23 protein-coding genes, 1 tRNA gene and 1 pseudogene are annotated in these 25847 nt (G+C 62.4%); 10 read left to right on the plus strand and 15 right to left on the minus strand.

Going from position 1 to position 25847, the window contains the following annotated elements:
* Positions 1-15: 15 nt before the first annotated feature.
* Positions 16-91: transfer RNA gene (locus BMX59_RS15480), tRNA-Glu, on the minus strand.
* 360 nt (positions 92-451) lie between these two features.
* On the opposite strand from BMX59_RS15480, the gene BMX59_RS15485 reads away from it, so the two are divergent.
* A complete protein-coding gene (locus BMX59_RS15485) occupies positions 452-1222 on the plus strand; it encodes a hypothetical protein (protein WP_092247910.1) in 771 nt (256 codons plus the stop codon).
* A 183-nt stretch (positions 1223-1405) separates the two neighbouring features.
* Positions 1406-2218, plus strand: a complete 813-nt coding sequence (locus tag BMX59_RS15490; protein WP_093123095.1) for an alpha/beta fold hydrolase — start codon at positions 1406-1408, stop codon at positions 2216-2218.
* 36 nt (positions 2219-2254) lie between these two features.
* On the opposite strand, the gene BMX59_RS31140 is transcribed toward BMX59_RS15490, so the two are convergent.
* The 4 genes and pseudogenes from BMX59_RS31140 to BMX59_RS15505 form a co-directional block, all read right to left on the minus strand.
* Positions 2255-3136, minus strand: a complete 882-nt coding sequence (locus BMX59_RS31140) for a methyl-accepting chemotaxis protein (RefSeq protein ID WP_371914378.1) — start codon at positions 3134-3136, stop codon at positions 2255-2257.
* Positions 3116-4222: pseudogene (locus BMX59_RS31145) on the minus strand (HAMP domain-containing protein); the annotation flags it as partial. The pseudogene BMX59_RS31145 and the gene BMX59_RS31140, both read right to left, overlap by 21 nt.
* Before the next feature lie 114 nt (positions 4223-4336).
* On the minus strand, positions 4337-5749 hold the full coding sequence (locus tag BMX59_RS15500; RefSeq protein WP_092247901.1) for an aminotransferase-like domain-containing protein: 1413 nt from the start codon (positions 5747-5749) through the stop codon (positions 4337-4339).
* Positions 5750-5952: 203 nt separating this feature from the next.
* Positions 5953-6714 carry an SDR family oxidoreductase gene (locus tag BMX59_RS15505; RefSeq protein ID WP_092247898.1) on the minus strand — a complete coding sequence of 254 codons (762 nt, stop codon included), beginning with the start codon at positions 6712-6714 and terminating at the stop codon, positions 5953-5955.
* Between the two features lie 226 nt (positions 6715-6940).
* On the opposite strand from BMX59_RS15505, the gene BMX59_RS15510 reads away from it, so the two are divergent.
* Complete coding sequence (locus BMX59_RS15510; RefSeq protein ID WP_093123102.1) at positions 6941-7948, plus strand: NADP-dependent oxidoreductase; 1008 nt, start codon at positions 6941-6943, stop codon at positions 7946-7948.
* Between the two features lie 68 nt (positions 7949-8016).
* Here BMX59_RS15510 and pyrF read toward each other — a convergent pair whose 3' ends face one another.
* Positions 8017-8715, minus strand: a complete 699-nt coding sequence (gene pyrF / locus BMX59_RS15515) for an orotidine-5'-phosphate decarboxylase (protein WP_010211681.1) — start codon at positions 8713-8715, stop codon at positions 8017-8019.
* Positions 8716-8974: 259 nt separating this feature from the next.
* Between pyrF and BMX59_RS15520 the strand changes: the two genes are divergently transcribed.
* Positions 8975-9739, plus strand: a complete 765-nt coding sequence (locus BMX59_RS15520) for a response regulator (RefSeq protein ID WP_058427191.1) — start codon at positions 8975-8977, stop codon at positions 9737-9739.
* Positions 9739-10773 (plus strand): sensor histidine kinase, encoded by a 1035-nt coding sequence (locus BMX59_RS15525; protein WP_093123105.1) that lies wholly within the window; start codon positions 9739-9741, stop codon positions 10771-10773. The genes BMX59_RS15520 and BMX59_RS15525 overlap by 1 nt, the downstream gene beginning before the upstream one ends.
* Here BMX59_RS15525 and BMX59_RS15530 read toward each other — a convergent pair.
* The 9 genes from BMX59_RS15530 to BMX59_RS15570 all read right to left on the minus strand — a co-directional run bounded on the left by BMX59_RS15530 (position 10770) and on the right by BMX59_RS15570 (position 18615).
* Positions 10770-11831, minus strand: coding sequence for an AI-2E family transporter (locus BMX59_RS15530; protein ID WP_071489561.1), 1062 nt, complete (start codon positions 11829-11831; stop codon positions 10770-10772). The two genes, BMX59_RS15525 and BMX59_RS15530, sit on opposite strands and share 4 nt — an antisense overlap.
* 72 nt (positions 11832-11903) lie before the next feature.
* The gene (locus BMX59_RS15535) at positions 11904-12722 is read right to left on the minus strand and encodes a DUF4892 domain-containing protein (RefSeq protein WP_092247888.1); all 819 of its coding nucleotides are present in this window, start codon (positions 12720-12722) and stop codon (positions 11904-11906) included.
* Positions 12723-12824: 102 nt separating this feature from the next.
* Positions 12825-13679 (minus strand): alpha/beta hydrolase, encoded by an 855-nt coding sequence (locus tag BMX59_RS15540; RefSeq protein WP_092247885.1) that lies wholly within the window; start codon positions 13677-13679, stop codon positions 12825-12827.
* Entirely contained in the window at positions 13676-14479 is an 804-nt protein-coding gene (locus BMX59_RS15545; protein WP_071489564.1) for an alpha/beta fold hydrolase, read from the minus strand. Before BMX59_RS15545 ends, BMX59_RS15540 begins: the two co-directional genes overlap by 4 nt.
* A gap of 97 nt (positions 14480-14576) precedes the next feature.
* The gene (locus BMX59_RS15550; RefSeq protein ID WP_092247882.1) at positions 14577-15020 is read right to left on the minus strand and encodes a hotdog fold thioesterase; all 444 of its coding nucleotides are present in this window, start codon (positions 15018-15020) and stop codon (positions 14577-14579) included.
* Positions 15021-15050: 30 nt separating this feature from the next.
* Complete coding sequence (locus BMX59_RS15555) at positions 15051-16700, minus strand: AMP-binding protein (RefSeq protein WP_092247879.1); 1650 nt, start codon at positions 16698-16700, stop codon at positions 15051-15053.
* 85 nt (positions 16701-16785) lie between these two features.
* Positions 16786-17235, minus strand: a complete 450-nt coding sequence (gene sixA / locus BMX59_RS15560; RefSeq protein WP_093123115.1) for a phosphohistidine phosphatase SixA — start codon at positions 17233-17235, stop codon at positions 16786-16788.
* Positions 17232-17579, minus strand: coding sequence for a DUF4389 domain-containing protein (locus tag BMX59_RS15565; RefSeq protein ID WP_071489568.1), 348 nt, complete (start codon positions 17577-17579; stop codon positions 17232-17234). Before BMX59_RS15565 ends, sixA begins: the two co-directional genes overlap by 4 nt.
* A gap of 10 nt (positions 17580-17589) precedes the next feature.
* Entirely contained in the window at positions 17590-18615 is a 1026-nt protein-coding gene (locus tag BMX59_RS15570) for an NAD(P)H-dependent glycerol-3-phosphate dehydrogenase (protein WP_093123120.1), read from the minus strand.
* 195 nt (positions 18616-18810) lie between these two features.
* On the opposite strand from BMX59_RS15570, the gene BMX59_RS15575 reads away from it, so the two are divergent.
* The 5 genes from BMX59_RS15575 (at position 18811) to fabB (ending at position 25757) form a co-directional block, all read left to right on the plus strand.
* Positions 18811-20931, plus strand: a complete 2121-nt coding sequence (locus tag BMX59_RS15575; protein ID WP_331459194.1) for a TonB-dependent receptor plug domain-containing protein — start codon at positions 18811-18813, stop codon at positions 20929-20931.
* A gap of 1 nt (position 20932) precedes the next feature.
* Positions 20933-21862 (plus strand): ABC transporter substrate-binding protein, encoded by a 930-nt coding sequence (locus BMX59_RS15580; protein WP_092247867.1) that lies wholly within the window; start codon positions 20933-20935, stop codon positions 21860-21862.
* The gene (locus BMX59_RS15585; protein WP_093123126.1) at positions 21859-23760 is read left to right on the plus strand and encodes an ATP-binding protein; all 1902 of its coding nucleotides are present in this window, start codon (positions 21859-21861) and stop codon (positions 23758-23760) included. The genes BMX59_RS15580 and BMX59_RS15585 overlap by 4 nt, the downstream gene beginning before the upstream one ends.
* Before the next feature lie 249 nt (positions 23761-24009).
* On the plus strand, positions 24010-24525 hold the full coding sequence (gene fabA, locus BMX59_RS15590) for a 3-hydroxyacyl-[acyl-carrier-protein] dehydratase FabA (RefSeq protein WP_071489573.1): 516 nt from the start codon (positions 24010-24012) through the stop codon (positions 24523-24525).
* A gap of 11 nt (positions 24526-24536) precedes the next feature.
* Entirely contained in the window at positions 24537-25757 is a 1221-nt protein-coding gene (gene fabB, locus BMX59_RS15595) for a beta-ketoacyl-ACP synthase I (protein WP_016974674.1), read from the plus strand.
* Positions 25758-25847 lie beyond the last annotated feature (90 nt).

Below are 25847 nucleotides of genomic sequence, written 5' to 3' on the forward strand. Positions count from 1 at the left end.
AGCTATTCCCGCAAATGGCGTCCCCTAGGGGACTCGAACCCCTGTTACCGCCGTGAAAGGGCGGTGTCCTAGGCCACTAGACGAAGGGGACACACGTACAACATTCACTGCTTAACCGCGTTTTGCTGTGTGCTTTACGCGTTAAGTGGCGCGCATTCTATGGACGGATTGAAAGATCGTCAACCCCCAAGGATAAATTTATTAAAATCAATGACTTCCCCCAGCTTTTCGGGCTCATGGGGGGATTGTGCGCGTCCGGGCTTTGACGCCTATATTCTGGCGCCCGACAAGACGCTATAGTTCGCTCCAGCAAATGATGGCAATGTGCATCCATGCAGGGAGCGCCTATGCCTATAGAAGCAAACTACCCGGGCAACTGGTCGATCAGTCCTATCCGCCGGATGGCCCAGTCACTACACTCCACTGTAAACCCTATAAAGAGGTCACACCGGTGACACCACTCATGATCACCCTGCTGGTAATAGCCGGGATCGCAATACTGATCGCCATTGGCTACATGAACCACGTGGTGGAAAACAACAAGCTGGAAAAGAAGCGCACCGAGATCGAGCTTAACGATCGCCTGCGCCGTTGCGGTGAAATCACCGAGACCTTCCCTGGCCAGTTGATGACCCCGGCGCTCAAGCTGTTGCTGACCCGCCTGGAACTCAACGTCAACCAGCGCCTGCTGAACCTGAATAAAGGCAGCATGGCGCTCAAGGCCCGCATCGCCGAGCTGAATACGCTGGTCGCCCAGGGCGAATCGATCCCGGTAAACAACCCGCCCGCGCCAATCCAGACCGAAGCCAAGGCCAAGGATGTGCGTTTCCTGCTCGAAGCCCTGCACGGCCAGGTCACCCGTGCGGCCCAGGATGGTTTCCTGCCGGCCAACGAGGCCAAGCACTGGATCCGCGAGATCCGCCATATCCTGGTGTTGCTGCATATCGAGTTCTTCAACAACCTCGGCCAGCACGCCCTGCAACAAGGCCAGCCGGGCCAGGCGCGGCTGGCATTCGAGCGTGGCGTGCAGTACCTGCGCAAACAGCCGGAGCCGGTGATCTACAGCGCACAGCTGCAACACCTGGAGGCCCAACTGGGACGCGCCAACTCCACGGTGCTGACCAACAGTAAGCCGGCCGAAGACGAAGTCAACGAACTGACCGAAGGCCTCAAAGTGGTCGACGCCGACGCCGAGTGGAAGAAGAAAGTCATCTACGACTGATTCGCCGGCTGGAAGACTGGCCTGGCTTTTATTGCTGTGGTGAGCACGCTCACCACAGCAATAAAAGCCAGGCCAGTACAAACCACCTCGCTGCTTCACGAGATGCCATCACTTTGCATCTATCCCCCCGCCCCCGACTAGCGTAAAAAAGTGCCCCTCACTCCATGAAGTCAGAGGCCCGCTATGCCTGTCGCCGTCATTGATGGACAACCGCTGCACTACGTCGACCAGGGTTCCGGCCCCGTCGTCCTGCTGGGCTCAAGCTACCTGTGGGACCGCGACATGTGGGCGCCGCAGATCGAAGCCCTGTCGCAACAGTACCGGGTGATCGTGCCCGAGCTGTGGGGCCATGGCGAATCCGGCCCGCTGCCCGCACCAACCCGCTCCCTCGACGACCTCGCGCGCCAGGCCCTGGCCCTGCTGGACCAGTTGGATATTCCACAGATCAACCTGGTCGGCCTCTCGGTCGGCGGCATGTGGGGGGCACGCCTGGCGCTGCTGGCTCCCGAGCGCATCAACAGCCTGGTGCTGATGGACACCTACCTGGGTGCCGAGCCCGAAGCCACGCGCCAGTATTACTTCTCGCTGTTCAAGATGATCGAAGACGCCGGCGCTATCCCCGGGCCGTTGCTGGACGTGGTCGCGCCGATCTTCTTCCGCCCGGGTATCGACCGCGAATCCGCGCTGTATCAGGATTTCCGCAAGCAATTGCAGGGCTACTCCAAGGAGCGCCTGCTGCAGAGCATCGTGCCCCTGGGTCGCTTGATCTTCAGTCGCGAAGATGTGCTGGGACAGTTGCCCAAGCTGGACGCCGACACCACCCTGGTGATGTGCGGCGAACAGGACAAACCGCGCCCACCTGCCGAATCCGAGGAAATGGCCGGCCTGATCGGCTGCAGCCTGATCCTGATCCCGCAAGCCGGGCATATCAGCGCCAGGGAAAACCCGGACTTCGTCAACGAAGCCCTGCTGACCTTCCTCGCCAACAACGCCTGACCGCCCTCCCCTGTGATCGCCGCATGAACGCTGCGATCACAGGCGGAAGTGCCCGACCATCCCCTTGAGTTCCGCGCCCAGCTGCGCCAGCTGAATGCTCGATGCGGCGTTGCCCTGCATGCTCAGCGCCGACTGGTCGGCACTGGCACGGATACTGGTGACACTGCGGTTGATCTCCTCGGCCACCGAGCTTTGCTCCTCGGCCGCCGCGGCAATCTGCTGGTTCATCTGCTGGATCAGCGACACCGCCACCGCGATGCTGCCCAGGGCGCTCTCGGTTTCCAGGGCATCGCTCACCGCCAGCTTCACCAGTTCGCCGCTTTGCTGGATCTGCTGCACCGAGGACTGGGCCGCGTTGCGCAAGGTACTGACCAGCCGCTCGATTTCTTCGGTCGATTGCTGGGTACGCTTGGCCAACGCCCGCACTTCATCCGCCACCACCGCGAAACCACGGCCCTGCTCGCCGGCACGGGCGGCCTCGATAGCCGCGTTGAGGGCCAGCAGGTTGGTCTGTTCGGCCACGCTTTTGATCACGCTCAACACAGTGCCGATGTTCTGGATCTCGGCGCTCAGGCTCTCGATGCTGGCGCTGGCACTGGTGCTGGAGGTGGCCAGCAATTCAATACGCTGCAAACTCTGGCGCACCACCCGCTGGCCGCTGTCGACTTTGTCGTCCGCTGTCTGTGCGGCTTGCGCGGCTTCTTCGGCGTTGCGCGCCACGTCATGCACGGTAGCGGTCATCTGGTTCATCGCCGTGGCGACCTGCTCGGTTTCTTCTTTCTGGCTACTGACTTCGACATTGGTTTGTTCGGTAACACTGGACAATGAGTGAGCCGAGCTGGCCAGTTGCTCGATACCGGCCTGCAGGCCGCTGACCATATGGCTCAGGCCATTGCCCATCTGCTGCATCGCCTGCATCAGTTGGCCGATCTCATCGCGGCGACTGACCTCCATGCGCCCGCTCAAATCGCCGGCCGCAATCTGCTGGGCAACCGCAATCACACTGCGCAGCGGCGCGACGATCAAGCGGGTGATCACCCAGGCCGCGATCAACCCCACCAACAGCGCCAGGGCCGAAGAGCCGATGATCAGCATCGCGCTTTTCTTCAACTGTGCCTGCATCGACAGGTCTTCAGTGTCGTACGCCTGGTTGACCCGGCCGACCACTTGTTCGGCCCGATCATGCAACTGCTTGTAGACCACCTTCTCCTGGGCCAGCAGGCCGGTGTACTCGCCGAGTTTTTCACTGAACGAAGCAATATGCCCGGAGACCTCATTCAACACCGTCTGGTAACCGGGATCCTTGACCGCGGTTTTCAGTGTTTCAACCTGGGCCAGCGCCTGGTCGGCCTGCTCGATCTTGCCTTGCTCGGCGTCATCGGCGTCTACCTTGCGGCTCTGGTCCAGACGTACGTGGGCTTCGTTCATGGCTTGCAACATCAGCCGTGAAACCTGGCTGACCTGCCCCGCCTGCTCGATAAACTCGGCGCCCTCCTTGCCCTGGCTTTCCTTGAGGCCATAGGCACCGTCGTCAGCCAGCCCGGCCTGCAGCACATCGAGGTTATTGGCCACGCTGGACACTGACCAACTGGCCATTTCCAACGCCAGGTCCTTGGTCTGGGTCAATTCGACAAACTCATCGAACGCCTTGCGGTAGGCGGCCAGGGCCTGTTCGACATCTGTCATGACGGGCACGTTGGCCGCCGACTGGGCCTTGAGGCTCGCCGCGAGCGCGGCCAAGGCATCGACACTTTCATGCAGGGCGTCGACGGCCTTGGGGTCGGCATGCAACGCGTAGTCCTGCTCGATCAGGCGCACCTTGAGCAAGCCACTGTTGAGCGACGACATGGCCTTGAGGCCTTCGAAGCGCTGGCCAACGGATTGCAGGGACCACACGCCGATGGCCGCGACCAGGGCGGTCAACAGCAATACCAGGGTGAAGCCCAAGCCCAGTTTTTTTGCCATACCGAGGTTGGCGAAGCGTCGTTGCACGGCCGAAATCATTGCACTTGCATCCTCTTGCAATGGCAGATGCCATCAAGCCCGGTTTACACAGGCGAGATTGGCAACCACAAGGCACCGAACACAAGTCATTGGCGCCACAATAATGGCAAAAAGCTACACGCTCGTCGTTTTCAGAATGGTCGAGGTCGATCTTGCAGGTCCCATGGCGCGGAATAACGCCAGTGCCCGTTGATCATCAGCATAGGCCACATTGATTCGCAGCCACTCACTGGGCTCATCCGTTGGACTGAACAGTGCCCCCGGTGACAACAAAACCCCCAGCCGCCGGGCATACGCCTGCAACCGCGACCGATCCCCAACCCCTGGCCGCGCCCACACGAACATCCCGCCGGCAGGGTTGGCGAACACCTCCCATTCCTCATCTTCCAGCACCTGCAAGGTCGCAGCCATTTGCGCGCTCAGCCGCTTGCGCAGGCGCTGCACCCACTTGCGATAAGTGCCATTAGCCAGCAGCGTCGCCACTACGGCCTCGGCAAACCGCGAAGTGCCGAAGCCGGTCAGGGTCTTGAGGCTGGCCAATTGCTCGATGATCGCCGTGCTCGCACTGAGATAACCCACGCGCAAGGCACTGCTCAGGGTCTTGGAAAAGCTTGCGACGTAGATCACCCGGTCACCGTGGGGTAACGCCGAGAGCCGCGTGCAACTGGCGTGTTGCAGATCGCCAAACACGTCCTCTTCGATAATCAAAAAGTTCTCGCGGTGCGCCAGCTCCAACACACGCTCCGCCACGGTGCGACTCAGGCTGGAACCGGTGGGGTTGTGATACAGGCTATGGATGAACAGGCATTTGGGCCGATGACGCTGCAGCAAGGCCTCAAGCGTCGCGATGTCCGGCCCGCCACGGGTGCGTGGCACCTGCAGCAGTTGCACACCATGAAAGACCAGTTGCCGATAAAGGTTGCCGTACCCCGGCGTTTCAACCATCACGCAATCGCCGGCCTTGAGCAGGGTGCGTATCAGCAGGTCCTGTGCATGGCTGGCGCCCGCCGTGGTGAGGATGCCGTCAAGGTGGGTGGGGATGTGGACCTGTGTCAGGCGCTTGAGCAATTGCTCACGCAATGCCGGAAGCCCCAATGGGGTGCTGTAGTTGAACAGCGCAGCCGTGTCGCAGCGGGTGACTTCGCGAATCGCGTAGCTGATGTCATCGCTTTCGCGCCAGGCATCAGGCAGCCAGCCGCAGCCCAGTTTCAGCTCGCCCAACGGGTTATCGGCAAAGGCGCCCCAATCTCGCTCGGCACCTTCATACCACTGGCTTTCGTGCACCGTCGGTGGCTGGGCCACGCAGAAAACCGACCCCTGTTTCGAAACCAGCACGCCCTGGGCGACCAACCGCTCGAATGCCTCGATCACACTGGACTGGCTGAGCAGGTTATCGAGAGCCACCTGGCGAACGGAGGGCAAGCGTGTACCAGGGCTCGCCCCACTCGTGCGAATCCATTGCGCCACCGCGCTGATGATTTGCTGCACCACCGGTACAAGGGCTTGTCGATCGATCCCTAAATCCATGCGCCACTCACTTCAACTGTCTGTAATTCAACCCGGGACAGTTAAGCACAGAAGCCCATGTCGGCCGCTCGCCAACTTTTATTAAATTATTGATTTTATTGAGTTATTTACCTGCTGATACACATTCTGACAAGGCACCGTGCCAGCTATGGAAAAACCTCACACCCTCCCAGGCCTTTTCGAATGGAGGGTGACCTGAGGTCCTAGATAGCCGTCGCGCCACCGTCCACTGCCAAGGCGTGACCGGTGGTAAAGGCCGCACCGTCGCTGCACAGGTACAGCACCGCGCTGGCGATTTCCTCGACCTTGCCGATGCGCCCCACCGGGTGCATGGCAGCGGCGAATTCGGCCTTGCGCGGGTCGGCTTCATAGGCACGCCGGAACATATCGGTGTCGATCACGGCCGGGCAGACCGCATTGACGCGAATGTTCTTCTTCGCATACTCGATGGCCGCCGACTTGGTCAGGCCGATTACCGCGTGTTTGGACGCGGCATAAATGCTCATCTTCGGCGCCGCGCCCAACCCCGCGACCGACGCGGTGTTGACAATCGCCCCGCCGCCCTGGGCCAACAGCAGTGGCAATTGATGCTTCATGCACAACCACACGCCTTTGACGTTGACGCCCATGATGGCGTCAAACTCGTCCAGGGTCCCATCCGCCAGCTTGCCCTTCTCGATCTCGATCCCGGCATTATTGAAGGCGTAGTCCAGGCGGCCATAGGCGGCGAGGGTCTGGGCCATCAATTGCTGAACATCCGCCTCCAGCGTGACGTTGCAGCGCACAAACAGCGCTTCGCCGCCGGCCTGGCGGATCAGCGCGACGGTGCCTTCGCCGCCCGCAACGTCCAGGTCAGCGACCACCACCTTCAACCCTTCGGCGGCGAACGCCAGTGCGGTAGCGCGGCCGATACCGGCGGCGGCACCGGTCACCAGGGCGACCTGGCCGGAAAACGTCATGCTCATGAGGGATGTCCTGTGAGGGAAAGTCGTGGGTCGAGTCTAGCCAACGCCGCGCCAGACGCGTCAGCACTATCAAAAGGCCGGTTGAAGCTGCATGAATCGTAGTGATAACAGCCGCCGCCTGACTATCAGCAACACCTATCGACCGGCATTCGCACGCTCGGTGAACCTTGCTCCCGGCCCGTTCAAGGTCTATCACTTCAGGTTCATTTCCAGAAGAGTCACTGCCATGAGCGCCCAGACCAACCGCCAATTCCTGCTCGCCAAGCGCCCGGTCGGCGCGGCCACCCGGGACACCTTCACCTACCAGGAAGTCCCGGTGGGCACGCCCCAGAACGGCCAGGTGCTGGTGCGCAATGAATACCTGTCCCTCGACCCCGCCATGCGCGGCTGGATGAATGAAGGCAAGTCCTATATCCCGCCGGTCGGTATCGGTGAAGTAATGCGCGCCCTGGGCGTGGGCAAAGTGATTGCCTCGAACAACCCGGCATTCGCAGTCGGGGACTACGTCAACGGCGCCCTGGGCGTGCAGGATTACTTTCTGGGCGAGCCGCGGGGTTTCTACAAGGTCGATCCGAAACTGGCGCCCCTGCCCCGTTACCTGTCGGCACTCGGCATGACCGGCATGACCGCCTACTTCGCACTGCTGGACACCGGTGCGCCGAAGGCTGGCGAAACCGTGGTGATCTCCGGCGCGGCTGGTGCCGTGGGCAGCATTGCCGGGCAGATCGCCAAGCTCAAAGGCTGCCGTGTGGTGGGCATTGCCGGCGGCGCCGACAAGTGCAAGTTCCTGGTGGATGAACTGGGCTTCGATGCTGCTATCGATTACAAAAGCGAAGATGTGCCTGCCGCACTCAAGCGCGAGTGCCCCAAGGGCGTGGATGTGTATTTCGATAACGTCGGCGGCGATATCCTCGACGCCGTGCTCAGCCGCCTGGCGCTGAAGGCACGCGTAGTGATCTGCGGCGCCATCAGCCAATACAACAACAAGGAAGCCGTGAAAGGTCCGGCCAACTACTTGTCACTGCTGGTCAATCGCGCGCGCATGGAAGGGTTTGTGGTGATGGATCACGCCGCAGGCTTTGCCGCTGCCGGGCAGGAAATGGCCGGCTGGATGGCCCAGGGCAAGCTCAAGAGCAAGGAAGATATCGTGGAGGGGCTGGAGACGTTCCCGGAAACGCTGATGAAGCTGTTCAACGGTGAGAACTTCGGGAAGTTGGTGCTCAAGGTCAGCTGACCACCCATAGATCTAAATGTTGGAGATCTGAATGTGGGAGGGGGCAAGCCCGCTCCCACATTCGAAAATCAGGCGATTTCGGCGACGACTGCCGCCAATGCCTTGGCCGGATCGGCCGCCTGGCTGATCGGGCGACCGATCACCAGGTAATCGGAACCTGCATCCAACGCCTGGCGCGGGGTCAGGATACGGCGCTGGTCATCCTGGGCACTGCCCGCCGGACGAATACCCGGGGTCACCAGTTGCAGCGACGGGTGCGCGGTTTTCAGGGCCTGGGCTTCCAGCGCCGAACACACCAGGCCATCCAGGCCGGCTTTTTGCGCCAGGGCAGCCAGGCGCAGTACCTGCTCCTGGGGCTCGATATCCAGGCCGATACCGGCCAGGTCTTCACGCTCCATGCTGGTGAGCACGGTCACACCGATCAACAACGGTTTAGGCCCGCTGCGCTGTTCCAGCACCTCACGGCAGGCACTCATCATGCGCAGGCCGCCGGAGCAATGCACGTTGACCATCCACACGCCCATTTCGGCGGCGGCCTTGACCGCCATCGCGGTGGTGTTCGGAATATCGTGGAATTTCAGGTCGAGGAACACTTCGAAACCTTTGTCACGCAGCGTACCGACGATTTCCGCCGCGCAACTGGTGAACAATTCCTTGCCGACCTTGACCCGGCACAGCTTCGGGTCCAACTGGTCAGCCAGCTTCAGTGCGGCGTCACGAGTGGGGTAATCCAGGGCGACGATGATAGGAGTCTGGCAGACGGACATTGGAATGGGCTCTCAGGCAAGTCGAAATCGGCGCGGATTGTAGCGCAAGCGGCGGCGTTGCGGGATCCGATGATCGGTAAATACTGACCAAGCGCTATCGGGCGGGCATTTCAGGGAATTATTTCAAAGCCGATACATTCACGACATGCCCCCAACACGCCTCACGGCTAGCCTCGCTTGCACGACCCACCGACCAGCACTTCCAGCCATGGGGCTGGCCGCCTATGCTGAGCGCAACAACAGGGCAGATGATCGCACTATGCATACCCCTTCCGTCTCCATGAACGACGAGCAAAAAGGCGCGGTGATCGCCGACGACAAACGCTGGAACACCCGCGCGCTGATCGTTGACGACGATGTGCCGATCCGTGAACTGCTGATCGACTACCTGGCCCGCTTCGGCATTCTCGCCAGCGGCGTCACCGACGGTACGGCGATGCGCCAGGCCATGCAGGCCGAAACCTTCGACGTGGTGGTGCTCGACCTGATGCTGCCGGGCGAAGACGGCCTGTCGCTGTGCCGCTGGCTGCGCGCGGAATCGGATATCCCGATCCTGATGCTCACCGCCCGCTGCGAACCCACTGACCGCATCATCGGCCTGGAGCTGGGCGCCGACGATTACATGTCCAAGCCCTTCGAACCCCGCGAACTGGTAGCGCGCATCCAGACCATCCTGCGCCGTGTGCGTGACGACCGTACCGAACAACGCGCCAATATCCGCTTCGACAATTGGCGCCTCAACAGCGTGCTGCGCCAACTGGTCGCCGACGATGGCCTGGTGGTGCCGCTGTCCAACGCGGAATTTCGCCTGCTGTGGGTATTCATCGAACGTCCGCGCCGGGTGTTGAGCCGCGAACAACTGTTGGATGCCGCCCGTGGCCGCTCCATCGAAGCCTTTGATCGCAGCATCGATTTGCTGGTGTCGCGCCTGCGGCAAAAACTCGGAGATGATCCCAAGGCGCCCCAATTGATCAAGACCGTGCGGGGTGAAGGCTACCTGTTCGACGCCCGGGATATCGGTTGATGCGCAACGCCTTCAACACGCTGTTCGGTCGACTGTTTGGCGTGTTGCTGGTGGCGATTGTGCTGGCTCATGTGCTGGCCATTTCCTGGTTTCGCTATTACGGCCCGCCTCCGCCGCCGCCTCAGGAGACCTTTGTCGAGCAGCCGGACGGCACGATGAAACACCTGGCCAGGCACAAGCGACCATGGTTTGGTGGCCCGGTGGTGCCACTGACGTTCCAGTTCATCTCGTTGATTATCGCCGCCTGGTACGGTGCCAAGCTGCTGAGCCGGCCGATCCAGCGCCTGAGCGAAGCTGCCGAGCGCCTGAGCCTGGACCTCGGCAGCCCGCCCCTCGACGAATCTGGCCCGCGTGAGGCACAGCAAGCGGCGTCGACTTTCAACCTGATGCAGCGACGCATCCGCGAGCAAGTCAGCCAACGCGCCCGTATGCTCGGCGCTGTCTCCCATGACCTGCGCACCCCGTTGTCACGCCTGAAGCTGCGCCTGGAACAGATCGAAGACACCCGGCTGCAAGGCCAGATGCGCCAGGACCTGGACGACATGATCGGCATGCTCGACGCGACCCTGAGCTACCTGCACGAACAACGCACCAGCGAAACCCGGCATTGGCTGGACGTGCAGGCGCTGGTCGAGTCGATGAGCGAAAACGCCCAGGACCAGGGTTCCGATGTGCAGTTCGGCGGGACCTGCGCACCGCTGCAAGTGCAGCCGATGGCCTTGCGATCGTGCCTCAACAACCTGATCGACAACGCCCTGCGGTACGCCGGTTCGGCGCGCATCGAGCTGACAGACAGCCGCGAGGCGCTGGTCATCCGTGTCATCGACCATGGCCCCGGGATTGCCGCCGACCAGCGTGAGGCGGTGTTCGAACCGTTCTATCGGCTGGAAGGCTCACGCAACCGCAACTCTGGCGGGGTCGGCCTGGGCATGACGATTTCCAGGGAAGCGGCGGAACGCCTCGGCGGTCGGCTGCACCTGGAAGAAACCCCCGGCGGTGGTTTGACCGCCGTGATGTGGTTACCACGCGTCTAGAGCGGCTTGTCTTCCCGCCGCCCCTGGGCCTGGGTTGCACTCCAGTCCATCAACAGGCTGTAGGCCACCGCCAGTAGGGTCGGGCCGATAAACAGGCCGATGAAACCAAAGGCAATCAAGCCGCCGAACACCCCGAGCAGCACGATGACCAACGGCAGGTTGCCGCCGCGGCTGATCAGGTAAGGCTTGAGCACGTTGTCCACGCCACTGATGATGAACGTGCCCCACACGCCGAGGAACACCGCGTAGGTGTAATCGCCCTTCCAGGCCAGCCACGCCGTGGCCGGGATCCACACCAGTGGCGGGCCCATGGGAATCAGGCTGAGCAGGAAGGTGACGATGCCCAGCACCAGCGCACCCGGCACCCCGGCGATCAGGAAACCGATCAGCGCCAACAGGGCCTGGGCGGCGGCCGTGCCGATCACGCCGTTGACCACGCGCTGCACGGTGCCGGCCACCAGTTCGATGTAATAGCCGGCACGCTCGCCGATCAAGCGCTCCAGCAGGCGGTGAACAAACATCGCCAGGCGCGGCCCGTCCCGGTAGAAAAAGAACACGAAGACCAGGCTCAGGGTCAGTTCTAGAATCCCACCACCGATTTGCGCACTGCGCGCCAACAACCAATTGCCGACCTGCCCCAGGTAGGGCTTGATGCTGACCATCAAGGCCGCGCCCTGTTGGTCAATGCTGTCCCACATGGCCACCAGCCGCTCACCGACTAAGGGGATCGAGCCGAGCCAGGCAGGTGCCTCCGGCAGGCCGTCAACCTGGATATCCTTGATCAACGCCGTCGCATCGCGCACGTGATCCGCGAGGTTGAAGCCCAGCCACACCAGCGGCAGCGCCACCAGCAGCATCCAACCCAACGTCAGGATGCCGGCGGCCAGGGATTCGCGCCCCCCCAGCCAGCGGGTGAGCAGGACCATCAACGGCCAACTGGCAAATGCCAGTACCGCGCCCCAGAACAGCGCCGACCAGAACGGCGCCATCACCCAGAAGCTGGCACCGAACAGCACCAGCAGCAGGATTTGCACCAGTAGGCGATCGTTATTGAGCATGGAGTATCTCTAGAAGAAGGCTATAGGAAGAGAGCTTAGGCGAACGGCGCGGGTCCGTTCGCCTTGTAACGGTCAGCGTATCAGATGCAGGTGCAGGCCTTTGGTTTCAGCGGAGCCGGTTTCCATGCGCGCGGCGCGCACACCTTTGTCGACCAGGGCCTGGCGCCAGGCTTCGGCGTTCGGGCCGGTAAGGCTGACGCGCAAGGTGGTATCAAGGTTCAACCCACGGGAAATCAGGGTCAGCCAGGTGTCGTCAGGGTCGCCGCCCAGCGCGGGGAAATCCAGCTCGCCGGTGCTTTTCAGCTCTCGCAGCAGCGTTGCGGAGGTCGGCAGAAGGTCGGCCAGCGGCGCGTTGGCGTCCAGTTGCTCCACGTGCAGATAGGCGCGACGGTTGCCACGGGTGATGCCATACAGCGCCACCAGGGAGTTTTCCTGGGGGGCTGCCAGGCGCAGCAGCAGGTATTCCTGCTGGCCGTCGGCGCCGACCAACTTGGCGTTGCCGAACACTTCATTGGCCCACAGGCTGCTTTCGCCGCAATCCCGGGCCTGGCACCAGAACAGCAACTGCGCGCCCTTCGCCTGCAATGCTTCGCGCGTCGCAGTAAATGCGGCACTGGAGCTGTGTTCGGCAGGTAATTCATAGGTGATGGCGGTGGCTTGGCCCCGTGCGGTGGCCTGGCCTTCATAACGCAGCTGGCCGCTGATCTTGCGGATGGCACCCATGGGGTAGATGCGTTCTTTTTCTTCGGTGGGACGGTAGTCGACGATTTGCGCGTCGACCTGGCGGGCCACGGTGGGCAGGTCCTGGCTACCCGGTATGTCGGCGGCAAATACCAGTGGGCTCAGCAGGCCCAAGCCCAGGATACGGATACATCCGTTACGCACGCTCATAGGATCAACGAGCCCTGGCCATCGGCGGTCACAGCGGTGTTGAAGTAGTTCATGGTTGACTCCCTTTCAATCCGCCCAGCCTCGGCAGTTGACCGCCCCAAGTCAAGGCGCGCAGAAGAACCGATTGAAACAGTCTGCAACAAGGACCGCGCCGGGCTCGTCATTCAGGTGTAAATGATGGCCGCCTGGCAGCGTGGTCACGGTAAAGGGTAGCTGGGAAAGCAATTCGGAATGTTTCGCCAGCATGCCATCAGCCGCGACCACCAACTGTGTAGGGCAACCCACACGTCGCACGAAAGCCATTGCCTGCTCATCGGTCAGACGCATCGGCGAAGCCAGGGTCAGGCGGCTGTCGGTGCGCCAGGTGTAACCGCCCGGCACTGGCATCAGACCGCGTTGGGCCAGCAGTTCCGCGGCTTCGCGACTGACCGCCACCACGCCTTTCATGCGCGCCTCGACCGCTCGATCCAGGGTGCTATAGACCGGCTTGCGTTTGTCCTGCAGGTTCAATTGCGCCTGCAACGCCATGCCCAAGCGTTCGGCGGCGTTGTCACCGCTGGCAGTGGGCGGGATCACCCCGTCGATCAATCCCAGGTGCGTCACCCGTTCCGGCAGCGCACCGGCCAGCACCAGGGAAACGATGGCGCCGAGGGAGTGGCCAAGTAATGCAAAACGTTTCCAACCCAGTTGCTCGGCGACGTGCAGCACGTCGTACGCGTAATCCCACAAGGCGTAACCGGCGCCGATAGGACGATGCGCCGAATGCCCATGCCCGGCCATATCCAGTGCAACGATGCGCAAGCCCTGAAGTTTCGGCGCCAGTCGCGCAAAGCTGTTGGCGTTGTCCAGCCAGCCATGCAGCGCGATCACCGGCAAACCGTCCTCGGGCCCGAACAGATGGGCCGCCAACTCGATATGCGGCAGGCTCAGGCGCACTTCTTCGACCGGTGTGCTCATGCGCAACTGCGCTCGCGGGCTTCCCAGCGGGAGAACAGGTTCTTGATCAAGGTCGCGGTGTCCTGGGGGCGTTCAAGGGGGAACATATGGCCGCCGGGCATGGTGAGCATTTCGCCCATGGGCAGGCGACCGACGCCGCTGGCGTGGTGACGCATCACCACCCGGCTCTGCCGGCCGCGCACCACCGCCAGCGGCACCTTCATCTGGCGCACCTGACCGGGGCTGGTGTGGGGCACGCCCCGGTAGATGCTGATCTCGGTAGCGGGGTCGAAGCGCAGGCGCAGGCGGTCACCGACCTGGTGCAGGCCGTGTTGCAGGTAAGCGTCGAAGCATTCCGGGTCAAAGCCACGGAACAAGGTCTTGCCGGCGAAATAGCTGCGCGCGGCGTCCAGGTCGCTGAACTCTTCGCGGCGTCCCAGGGTGCGCCCGGCCGGGGTCAGGCGGTCAATAAAACCAAAGCGCTTGGCCGCGCGGATCACCCAGCGGTCGGCGCGGGTCAACACCGGCGAATCGAGCATGACCACTCCGCGATATAACTGAGGGCAACGCATGGCTGCATGCAGATGCAAAACGCCACCGAGGGAATGCCCCACACCCCACACCGGTTCCGGCTGCCGCTCCAGGTGGTGGATCAGCTCATCCACCAGGTTCTGCCAGTTATCGTCCACCGGAAACCTGGGGTCGTGACCGTGCTGCGGCAGGTGCGCCACTGCATATTCCGGGGCCAGGGCGGCAAACAGCTTGCCGTAGGTGGCCGAGGGGAAACCATTGGCGTGGGCGAAAAACACATGCTGCGACATACCGGATCCATCGACAAAAACAGAGATTGATTGTCACCAGCCCCGACCGCCACAGCAATGACTGTAACTGCCAGGAATGATGACACTCACGCCACGCCTATCGCGCCGGCGGGTTCTCGCCCAGCGGCACCACCGCCATGGTCAGGCGCGACACGCAATTGGCCTTGCCATCGTCGCTGGTCAGGCGAATGTCCCACACCTGGGTGGTGCGGCCGATATGGATCGCCTTGGCCACCGCCGTCACCCGCCCACTGCGCACACCGCGCAGGTGGTTGGCGTTGATCTCCAGGCCCACGCAGTAGAACTTGCTCGCGTCGATGCAAAGATAGGCGGCCATGGAGCCGACGCTTTCGGCCAGGACCACCGATGCGCCGCCGTGCAACAAGCCGTAAGGCTGATGGGTGCGATGGTCGACCACCATGCTGGCGGTCAGCGATTCGTCATCGAAGCGTTCAAAACGGATATCCAGCAATTCACCGATGGTGTTCTTCTGGATCGCATTGAGTTGGTCAATATTCGGTTGAGTGCGCCACAGGCTCATACGGTTGTCCTTGTTGGTTTTATGATGGCCCTAATCCTGCCACAGAACGGTTTCGGAACGCTCGCTCCACGTCTGGAAATGTTCACCGTAGGTCGATTCGATCACATTGCGTTTGATCTTGAGCGTCGGGGTCAGAAAGCCGTTTTCCACCGCCCAGTTGTCTTTCACCACCACCAACTGTCGCAGGCGTTCATGTTTATCCAATGCTTGATTGACCTGCTCCAGCCAGCGTTCAAGGCTGCTGCGCAGCACATGCGGTTCTTCGCTCATTGCCGACAACACGCAAAGCCCCATCGGCGCGGTCAGGCCATCGCCCACCACGCACACCTGTTCGATGCGCGCATGTTCGGCCAGGCGGTTCTCAATCGGTGCCGGGGCCACGTACTTGCCTTTGCTGGTCTTGAAGATCTCCTTGAGGCGCCCGGTCAAGCGCAGCCGACCGTCGGCAGCCTGCTCGCCCTTGTCGCCGGTGCGCAGGAAGCCGTCGGCGGTGATGGTCTCAGCGGTTTTGTGCGGGTCCTTGTAGTAGCCGAGCATGGTCGCACCGCTGCGCACTTGCACTTCGCCCGCAGGATCGATGCGCACCTCGACACCAGGGCACGGCAGGCCGATCCAGCCGATGGACTGTTGCCCGGGGCGACACACATGGGAGTAGCCGCAGCTCTCGGTCATGCCGTACACCTCCAGTACGTCCAGGCCCAGGCGCTGATACCAGCGCAGCAGCGCCTCGGGCACCGGCGCCGCCCCGGACAGTGCGATGCGCAACGCATCCAGGCCCAGCCCGGCGAGCACCTTGTGGCCCACGCGCTTGCCGATGAAGGGTAGACGCAGCAGGGTGTCCAGGCGTTTTTCCGGGATTTTGGCGTAGACGCCCATCTGGAATTTGGTCCAGATACGCGGTACGCCAAACAGGGCGGTCGGACGTGCCCTGCGCAGGTCGGTCAGAAACGTCTCCAGGCTTTCGGCAAAAAACACTGTCTGCCCGGTGTAGATCGCCGCCATTTCCACAAACATGCGCTCGGCCACATGGCACAGCGGCAGGTAGGACAGCAGGCGGTCGCCCTCCCCCAACCCGAATAATTCGGTGCCACGGGTGGCGGCAAACCCCAGCGCGCCGAAGCTATGCATCACGCCTTTGGGTAGGCCGGTGGTGCCAGAGGTGTAGATGATGGTGGCCAAGTCCCAGTCCGCAGGCGCCGGGTCATCCTGGATCGGCGAACAGGCTTGCAGGTCGGCCCAGCTGAAATCGAACGCGCCGGCTGGGCACAGCGGCAAGCTGATGGTCGGGACATTGGACGGCACGCCGGGCGCCATAGCGGGCCAGTCGTCGAGCTTGCCGATGAACGCCAGCGCCGCCTCGGAATGGGCGAGCACATGGGCCACGGAGTCGGCAGTGAGGTTGGGGTACAGCGGCACCGAGACATGCCCGGCCATCCAGATCGCCAGGTCGGCAATGATCCAGTGCGCACAGTTTTTCGAAATCAGGGCAATGTGCGAGCCTGGGGGCAGCTCGCGGGCGCGCAGCCAGTGCGCGGCACACCGGGCCTGTTGGCCGACATCGCCCCAGGTGAGGCGCTGCACCTCACCGCCGCCCACGGGCTGCACCAGAAAGGTCTGGCGCGGGTGCCGCGCTTCACGTTCGAAGAACACCTGCAACGGCAATCGAAATGCGACGGGCATGGGACGCGCTCCTTTGTGGTCCGACGACAGCCAACCAAGCACTTGCTTGGTTGACTATATAGCACACACAAAGCCGCGATAACGCCTACGGATTCTTCACGCTGACCAGGCTCATCGGCCCCGCCAGCGGGAAATCCCCTTCCAGTTCCGCCAGGCTGGCGGTGTGCATCGGCTGAGGCTGGCGCTGATGACCATGCTGCAGAAAGCTGATCAGGCTGCCCACCAGGGGCTGATGGCTGACCAGCAGCACATTGTCGTCGGTGTCGAGCTTTTCCAGCACCTGCAACGGGCTGCCATCGGGGGTCAGCCACGGCACCGTGCGAATCTGCGCCTCGAAGCCCAACGCATCACGCACCAGATGCGCGGTCTGCTGCGCCCGCACATAGGGGCTGGCGATGATCGCACTGAGGGGCTGGCCGATCAGGTGCGCGGCACTGCGCAACACTTCGCCACGGCCATGCTCGGTGAGGTTGCGTTCGGCATCGGTGCGCGCATGCCCTTCGGCCTCGCCGTGGCGCAGTATCCACAACTTCATAGTTTCGGCTCTTCATCACGCACCGGGTGCGGCGCCGGCGGCACGCTGTGGGCAGCTTCGCCCTCGGGTGCGCGCGGGGTCGGCCAGTCGGCGAACGGCCACGGTTTTTGCTCGGTATGGAAGCTGCCGAAACGACCGATCTGCGCCAGGAACTGGCTGAGGCTGTCGCCGAAGTTCATCAGGCCCAGGTTCGGGGCGCCGTAGACCAGGCGGTAGATCAGTTGCACCACCACCAGCGCGCCGAGCAGGAACTGCGCCACTTGCCAAACCAGGGCAAACACCAGCATCCACAGGATGCGCAGGGCAATGGATTCGTACTTGGGGGCTGCTTGCGGATCGTTCATGACGCGTTCCTCAGTTGAAACCACTGGTGGAAATAAAGTCGACATCGGTCTTGGGCTCGGCGCGCATCAGCAACTCGATGACCTGGTTCAAGGTGCGCCCTTCAAACAGGATCGCGTGCAGCCCGGCGACCAACGGCATATACACGCCGACTTCCTGGGCCTTGGCCTTGAGCACCTTGAGGGTATTGACGCCCTCGGCCACTTCGCCCAGGCGCGTGACCGCGTCTTCCAGGCTCAGGCCCTGGCCGAGGGCGAACCCGACCTGATAGTTGCGGCTTTTCGGCGAGGAGCAAGTGACGATCAGGTCGCCCACGCCCGCCAGGCCGAGGAAGGTCATCGGGTTGGCCCCCTGGTTGACCGCAAAGCGGGTCATCTCGGCCAGGGCGCGGGTAATCAACATGCTTTTGGTGTTCTCGCCCATGCCCAGCGCCACGGCCATGCCGGCGATGATCGCGTAGACGTTTTTCAGCGCACCGCCCAGCTCGACGCCAAAGCGGTCGCTGCTGGCGTAGACCCGGAAGGTACGGCCGTGCAATACAGCCTGGACCCGTTCGCACAGCTCTTCGTCTTCACTGGCGACTACGGTGGCGGTCAGCGCGTGCTCGGCGACCTCCCGCGCCAGGTTCGGCCCGGATAACACGCCAATGCGCGCCTGGGGCGCGATCTCTTCGAGAATTTCGCTCATCAGCTTGAAGGTCTGCGCCTCGATGCCCTTGGTCAGGCTGACCAGCAGCTTGCCCACCAGGCGTTCGGCGTGGGGTGCCAGCACCGAGCGCAAGGCGCTGGACGGCAGCGCGACGAAGCACAGGTCGCAGGCCGTGAGGGTGTCCAGCAGGTCGGTAACCGGCTCGACCGCCGGATGAATCTTGATGCCTTTGAGGTAACGCGGATTTTCCCGGTGCACCCGAATGGCCTCGGCCTGTTCGGGATCGCGCATCCACTGGCGCACAGCGTGACCGTTCTCGGCCAGCAGGTTAGCCACGGCGGTACCAAAACTTCCGCCTCCCAGGACCGCGATAGGGCGCTGTTCAGTCATATGCAATCCGTTAATCCATACCAGTGGCGATGGCGGCATTATACGGGCCGACCCGTCGGCGGCCAGCCCCCGTATCAATTCGTGCGCTTGTCGGAAAATGCCACACTTACATGAAGTAATTGCAAGTCCGGCGACTGGCAAATGGCCCCACCTCAGTTAACATGGGCGGCTATCCGTAATTATCAAGGCCGTGCCGTGTATTTGGGCCCTCCTCCCCGTTCATCTCTGTGGTTGATGCTGCTGTGCAGTGCGCCTGTCATGGCCGACGACCTGTTCCTCGACAGCCAGCCGCTGCCCCAGGTATTGACCGCCACGCGTCTCAAGCAATCGGCCGCCGCCGTGCCCGGCAGCATGACCGTGATCGACAGCGAGTTGATCAAGGCCAGCGGCGCGCGGGATATCAGCGAGTTGCTGCGCCTGGTGCCGGGGATGATGGTCGGCTACACCTCCGGCAACCAGGCGGCGGTGAACTACCACGGCACCAGCGCCAGCGATGCGCGGCGCATGCAGGTGCTGATCGACGGCCGCTCGGTGTACCGCGCCGGCCTGGCCACCGTGGACTGGAGCGACATTCCAGTAGCGATGGAAGATATCGAGCGCATCGAAGTCTTCCGCGGCCCCAACACCGTCAGCTACGGCGCCAATGCCTTGATGGCGGTGGTCAACATTCTCACGCGCTCGCCGGCTAACAGCCACGGCACCCGGGTCAAAGTGGTGCGTGGCGAGCGTGGCATCAATGACTTCTATGCCAGCCAGGGCATCGGCTGGGAAACCGGCGATTTGCGCCTGTCGCTGTCCGGCCAGCAGGACGATGGGTTCGACAGCGACGCCGCTGGCGCCGACCGCCGCGACGGGCGTCGTCTCAATCGCTTCAGCCTGGCGGTGAGCCAGACGTTGAACGCGCAGCAGAGCATCGACTGGCAACTGGATGCGAAGGAAGGCACCAACCAACGTCCGTATACCTACAGCCCGGTATTCGCCGGGATTACCGAAGGTGGCAACAACTCCGACGTCACGGCCAAGGACTACGCCGGCTCGCTGCGCTGGAATTTCGATTTCAACCCTGAACACAGCCTCTATATCCAGGGCTCGGCCCAGCAGTGGGACCGCCGGCAAATCTGGAAGGCCTGCGACGCCAAGGTGTCGTTCAGCCCGGAATTGACCCAGCTGTGGCAGATGAACCCCAACTACGCCGAGCTGCTGGCCCGCCACATGGACACCTACAGCCAGGGCAGCGCACCGCCGGGTAGCGCTGCCGAGCAAGCGCTGGCCAACCAGGTGTTGCAGCAGTGGCGCGACGGTGCCAGTCAAAGCGTGTGCGGCGACATCGACCAGAGCACCCGCGAAAGTCGCTATGACTTGGAAATCCAGGACACCCTCAGCCTGTCCGACAGCCTGCGCCTGGTCAGCGGCATGAACTACCGCTACGACCGCGCCGACTCCGATACCTACTTCAATGGCACCCTGGACGACACCACCTGGCGCCTGTTCGGCCAGTTGGAATGGCGCGCCAGCGAACATTGGCTGCTGCAAGGCGGCGCCATGTATGAAGACACGCACCTGAGCGGCAATTCGCTGACGCCACGGGTGGCGGTCAACTACCTGATCAACCCGCGCCATGGCTTGCGCGCGGTGTACTCCGAAGCCATCCGCTCCCCGGACATGTTCGAGAACAACGTCAACTGGAGTTATCGCGTCACCAACCTCAGCTCCCCGGCCTACGGTCAGACCACCGGGCAATACTTCGTAAAGACGCGGGGGCCGGGCAACCTCGATAAAGAGATGATGAAGTCGCGGGAACTGGGGTACAACGGCTTCTTTGCCGACATCGGGCTGAACATGGACGTGAAACTGTTCTACGACGAAATTACCGACATGATCAGTTCGCCGCTGCGCAATAACCAGTACATTGCCAGCAACGCCAACAGCGCACGCTTCACCGGTGCCGAAACCCAGTTCGACTGGCGCGTGAGCAACGCCGACCGCTTGCGGCTGACCTATGCTTATGTCGATGCCAGCGCCAGCAACCCGCTGGACAAGGCACAGACCGCACGCAACAGTGGCTCTGCCGGTTGGTTGCGTGAATGGGGCCAAGGCTGGTCCAGCGCGCTGTTCTACTACGGCGATGACGCACTCAACCAATATCGCTTCGAACGGGTCGACCTGCGGGTGGCCAAGCGCATTGCCCTGGGCAAAGCCAACGTGGAGCTGGCCGGCATGCTGCAAGAACGCCTGGATCACCAGCCCACCACCTGGGCCGATAACAATTATGACCATCGCCACGTGCTCTACTTCAGCGCAGAGTTAGAGTTCTGACATGGGCGACTCGTCACGGATGACCTGCTTTTTTATCCACACGCTCTGGCGACGCATTGTGCTGTTCGCTTGCCTGCTGTCTGCCGCGCCGGCCTGGAGTGCCGAGATCCTGCTGACCGCTGCCGAAGACAGCGCCGGCGTCCAGGCCTTCGCCCAGGCCCTGGCCCAGCAACGCCCCGAAGACCACATCACCTTCACCCCGCTCAAAAACCTGCCAGCCCCTGGTCGACTGCCGGCCAACACACGTCTGATCCTGCTCGACCTGCCCAGCCTCGACTGGCGCCTGCAGGAGACCCAAGGCCCGCCGACCCTGGTGCTGCGTATCAGTCGGTTGCAGGCCCATCAACGCCTGGGCACCACACCTCACCCGCACATCAGCCTGCTGTGGAGCGACCCACCGCTGGAACGCCAACTGCGCCTGATCGCCGCCATCCTGCCCCAGGCGCGGCGCATCGGCGTGCTCTACGGCGCCGACAGTGAGTTCCTGCTGCCCGAACTGCGCCAGCACGCCACACCCCTCGGCCTGGAAATCGTGCCACAGCTCTGGGACAACATTAATGACAGCCGCCCCCTGCAAAACCTGTTCAGGAACAGTGACGTGCTGCTCGGCCTGGATGACCCGCAGTTGTACAACTCGAAAACCGCGAAGAACCTGTTGCTGAGCAGCTATGCCCAGCAATTGCCGCTGGTGGGCCCGAATGCAGGCTTTGTGCGGGCCGGCAGCCTGGCCAGCACCTACAGCGACCAGACCGACTGGCTGGCCGTGCTTGACCGTTTGCTCGACCACCCGCCGGCCAACTGGCCGCGCTCGCTGTACCCGGAACACTTCAAAGTCGTGGGCAACCCGCAAGTCGCGCGCTCACTGGGGATCGAACAGGTGGACGAAGCCGGCGTCGCGATCCGCCTGGCCGAAGGAGAAAAACGCCCATGACCTTGCGCCGTCGTTGGGACATCAACACCCGCACCCAGCTCATCACCCTGGGCCCGGCGCTGTTGCTGACGTTGCTGCTGATCAGCTTTTTCACCTTCGTGCGGATCCAGGACTTGCGCCAGGAACTGGACCACACCGGCCAGTTGATCGCCAACCAACTGGCGCCCGCCACCGAGTACGGGGTGATCTCCGGCAACAACGAAGTGCTCGACAGCCTGCTGCGCGCCACGCTCGCTACGCCCCATGTGCGGTTCCTGGAGATCCAGGACAGCAGCGAGAACATCCTGGTGTATGTCGAGCAGCCGTCGGAAAAACACGACCGCTCGTTGTCCGTCAAAGTGTTCCAGGCACCGATTCGCCTGCAACACATCCAGTTGGGCAATGATTTTTTCCAGGACAACCTCAACGAACCCAAGGCACCGCGGGCCGACTACCTGGGCCGGGTGATCGTCGGCATGTCCAACGACGCATTCAGCCAGCGCCAGCAGGAAATCCTGTTCAAGGCCGGCATCCTGGCGCTGTTCGCCCTGCTGTTTACCTTCCTGCTCGCGCGGCGCCTGGCCGCCAGCCTGTCTCAGCCGATCAGCGCCATGGGCCACGCGGTAAAAGCCATCCAGCAAGGTGACTACAAGACGCCGCTGCCGATCGTGGACGACTCGGAACTGGGCGACCTGTCGCGACACATCAATAACCTGGCCGAAGGCCTCAACCAGGCCAGCCGCGAACAGCAGCAGGCCATGGCCCAGTTGATCCAGACCCGCGAAGAGGCCGAGCGCGCCAACAACGCCAAGTCGGATTTCCTGGCGATGATGAGCCATGAGCTGCGCACGCCCATGAACGGCGTGCTGGGCATGTTGCAGTTGCTGGAAACCACCGAGATGACCGAGGAGCAGGCCGAGTACGCGGCGCTGGCCTCCGAGTCCACCGAGCATTTGCTCAAGGTCATCAACGACATCCTCGACTTCTCGCGCATCGAACGCGCTGCCCTGGAACTGGAGCATATTCCGTTCAACCTGGCGGACCTGATCAACAGCTGCGCCCAGGCGTTCCAGCACAGCGCCCAGCAGCGCGGGCTGGCGTTGAAACTGTCGATACCACCGGGGTTGGACGCCTTGCGCGTGCAGGGCGACCCGACGCGAATCCGCCAGATCCTGGTGAACCTGATCGGCAACGCGCTGAAGTTCACCGAGCAGGGCAGCGTCAGCGTCGAACCCCATTGGCAGACCCTTGACCATGAACTGGTGTGGTTCACCTGCACCGTGCGCGACAGTGGCATCGGGATTTGCGCCGAACGCCTGGAGTTGATGTTCGACGCGTTCCAGCAGGCCGACAGTTCCATTTCAAGACGTTACGGCGGCACCGGCCTCGGCCTGCCCATCGCCCGTACCCTGGCCGAACGCATGGGCGGCACCCTGCGCGCGCAAAGTGAAGAAGGCCGCGGCTCGGTATTTACCCTGGAAATTCCCCTGGCCATCGACCAGCAGAGCGTGCCGGCCATCGCGCAAGGCGCCGACGGCAAAGCCAACGCCGGCGCTGGCCGCCATGTATTGCTGGTGGAGGACAACCCGGTCAACCGCACCGTGGTCGAAGCCATGTTGCGCAGCCTGGGCTTTGAAGTGAGCCTGGCCACCGACGGTGCCGAGGCGATCCGCAGTGCCGAGAGCCTGATTTTCACCGCGATCCTGATGGATTGCCGGCTGCCGTTGATCGACGGCTACGAGGCCACCCGCAAGATCCGTCAACTGCCGGGCTGCGCCGACCTGCCGATCATCGCCCTGACTGCCAACGCGTTGCAGGGCGACCGTGAAGCCTGCCTGGCAGCCGGAATGAACGATTACCTGGCCAAGCCGTTCAAACGTACGGATTTGCAGCAAATCCTGCAGCGCTGGGTGCAATAGCGTCGCGCCATCAGCCAACTCCGACTGGCGTGAAAGACGAAAGTGCGGCAGTCTTAGGCACCCGAACGGGCCCATAAACGGGCCCGGTTTAAAATTTCAGTGAACAAGTGTACATTCAGTACCTTGCCGCTGTGACTTTCACTACAACGCAATAGTCTACGTGTAGGCTGCCGACATGAGGCATGAACGCTTCATTCGGTTCGGGAAGATTTGCCCTACCCTGCCGCATGGGATTATTGAGGAGCTCGCATGACCAAACAAAACGCCTTTACTCGGGAAGATCTGCTGCGCTGCAGTCGCGGTGAGCTGTTCGGCCCAGGTAACGCGCAACTGCCCGCCCCGAACATGCTGATGGTGGATCGCATCACCCATATCAGCGAAGAGGGTGGCAAGTACGGCAAAGGTGAATTGGTCGCCGAGCTGGATATCACCCCGGACCTGTGGTTCTTCGCCTGCCATTTCGAAGGCGACCCTGTGATGCCGGGCTGCCTGGGCCTTGACGCCATGTGGCAGCTGGTCGGTTTCTTCCTGGGCTGGCAAGGCCTGCCGGGCCGCGGTCGCGCCCTGGGTTCGGGCGAAGTGAAGTTCTTTGGCCAGGTCCTGCCGACCGCCAGGAAAGTCACCTACAACATTCAGATCAAGCGCGTCCTCAAGGGCAAGCTGAACCTGGCCATCGCCGATGGTTCGGTGAGCGTCGACGGTCGCGAGATCTATACTGCCGAAGGCCTTCGGGTCGGCGTATTCACTTCCACTGACAACTTTTAAGGGTTATCCGCATGCGCCGCGTCGTTATCACTGGTCTGGGCATTGTTTCTTGCCTGGGCAATGACAAAGAGACCGTCACCGCTAACCTGCGTGCAAGTCGCCCTGGCATCCGCTTCAACCCGGAATATGCCGAAATGGGTCTGCGTAGCCAGGTTTCCGGCTCCATCGACCTGCCCCTCGAAGAACTGATCGATCGCAAGATCTATCGCTTCGTCGGCCACGCTGCCGCCTACGCCTACCTGGCGATGAAAGACGCGATCGCCGACTCCGGCCTGAGCGACGACCAGGTATCGAACGTACGCACCGGCCTGATCGCCGGCTCCGGCGGCGCATCGACCCTCAACCAGATGGAAGCGCTGGACATCCTGCGCGAAAAAGGCGTCAAGCGCGTTGGCCCGTACCGTGTCACACGGACCATGGGCAGCACCGTTTCGGCCTGTCTGGCCACGCCGTTCCAGATCAAGGGCGTGAACTACTCGATCTCCTCCGCGTGCGCCACCAGCGCTCACTGCATCGGGACTGCCGTTGAGCAGATCCAGCTGGGCAAGCAGGACATCGTGTTCGCCGGCGGCGGTGAAGAAGAACATTGGAGCCAGTCGTTCCTGTTCGACGCCATGGGTGCACTGTCCACCCAGTACAACGAAACCCCGGAAAAGGCCTCCCGCGCCTACGACGCCAAGCGTGACGGTTTCGTCATTGCCGGCGGTGGCGGCATGGTGGTGGTCGAGGAGCTGGAACACGCCCTGGCCCGTGGCGCCAAGATCTACGCGGAAATCGTCGGCTACGGCGCGACCTCCGACGGTTACGACATGGTTGCCCCAAGCGGTGAAGGCGCCATCCGTTGCATGCAGATGGCCATGTCCACCGTGGACACCCCAATCGACTACCTGAACACCCACGGCACCTCGACTCCGGTCGGCGATGCCAAGGAAATGGAAGGCGTGCGTGCGGTATTCGGCGACAAGGCCCCGGCCATCAGCTCTACCAAGAGCCTGTCCGGTCACTCCCTGGGCGCCGCCGGCGTTCACGAAGCGATCTACTGCCTGCTGATGATGGAAGGCAACTTCATGGCCGGCTCAGCCAACATCGACGAGATTGATCCGGTCGTGGCGGATATGCCAATCCTGACCAAGACTGTCGAGAATGCAAAAATCGACACCGTGATGAGCAACAGCTTCGGCTTCGGTGGCACCAACGCCACCCTGGTGCTGAAACGCTGGCAGGGTCAGTAAGACCTGTAGCTTGACCGCATGAAAAAGCCCCGACTGGTTCGGGGCTTTTTGCTTTCAGAGCCATAGGTTTCAAGCTATAGCCGCAAGAGA

This window comes from Pseudomonas sp. NFR09 (genome assembly GCF_900111535.1).
In the GTDB taxonomy this organism is placed as follows: Bacteria; Pseudomonadota; Gammaproteobacteria; order Pseudomonadales; family Pseudomonadaceae; genus Aquipseudomonas; species Aquipseudomonas extremorientalis.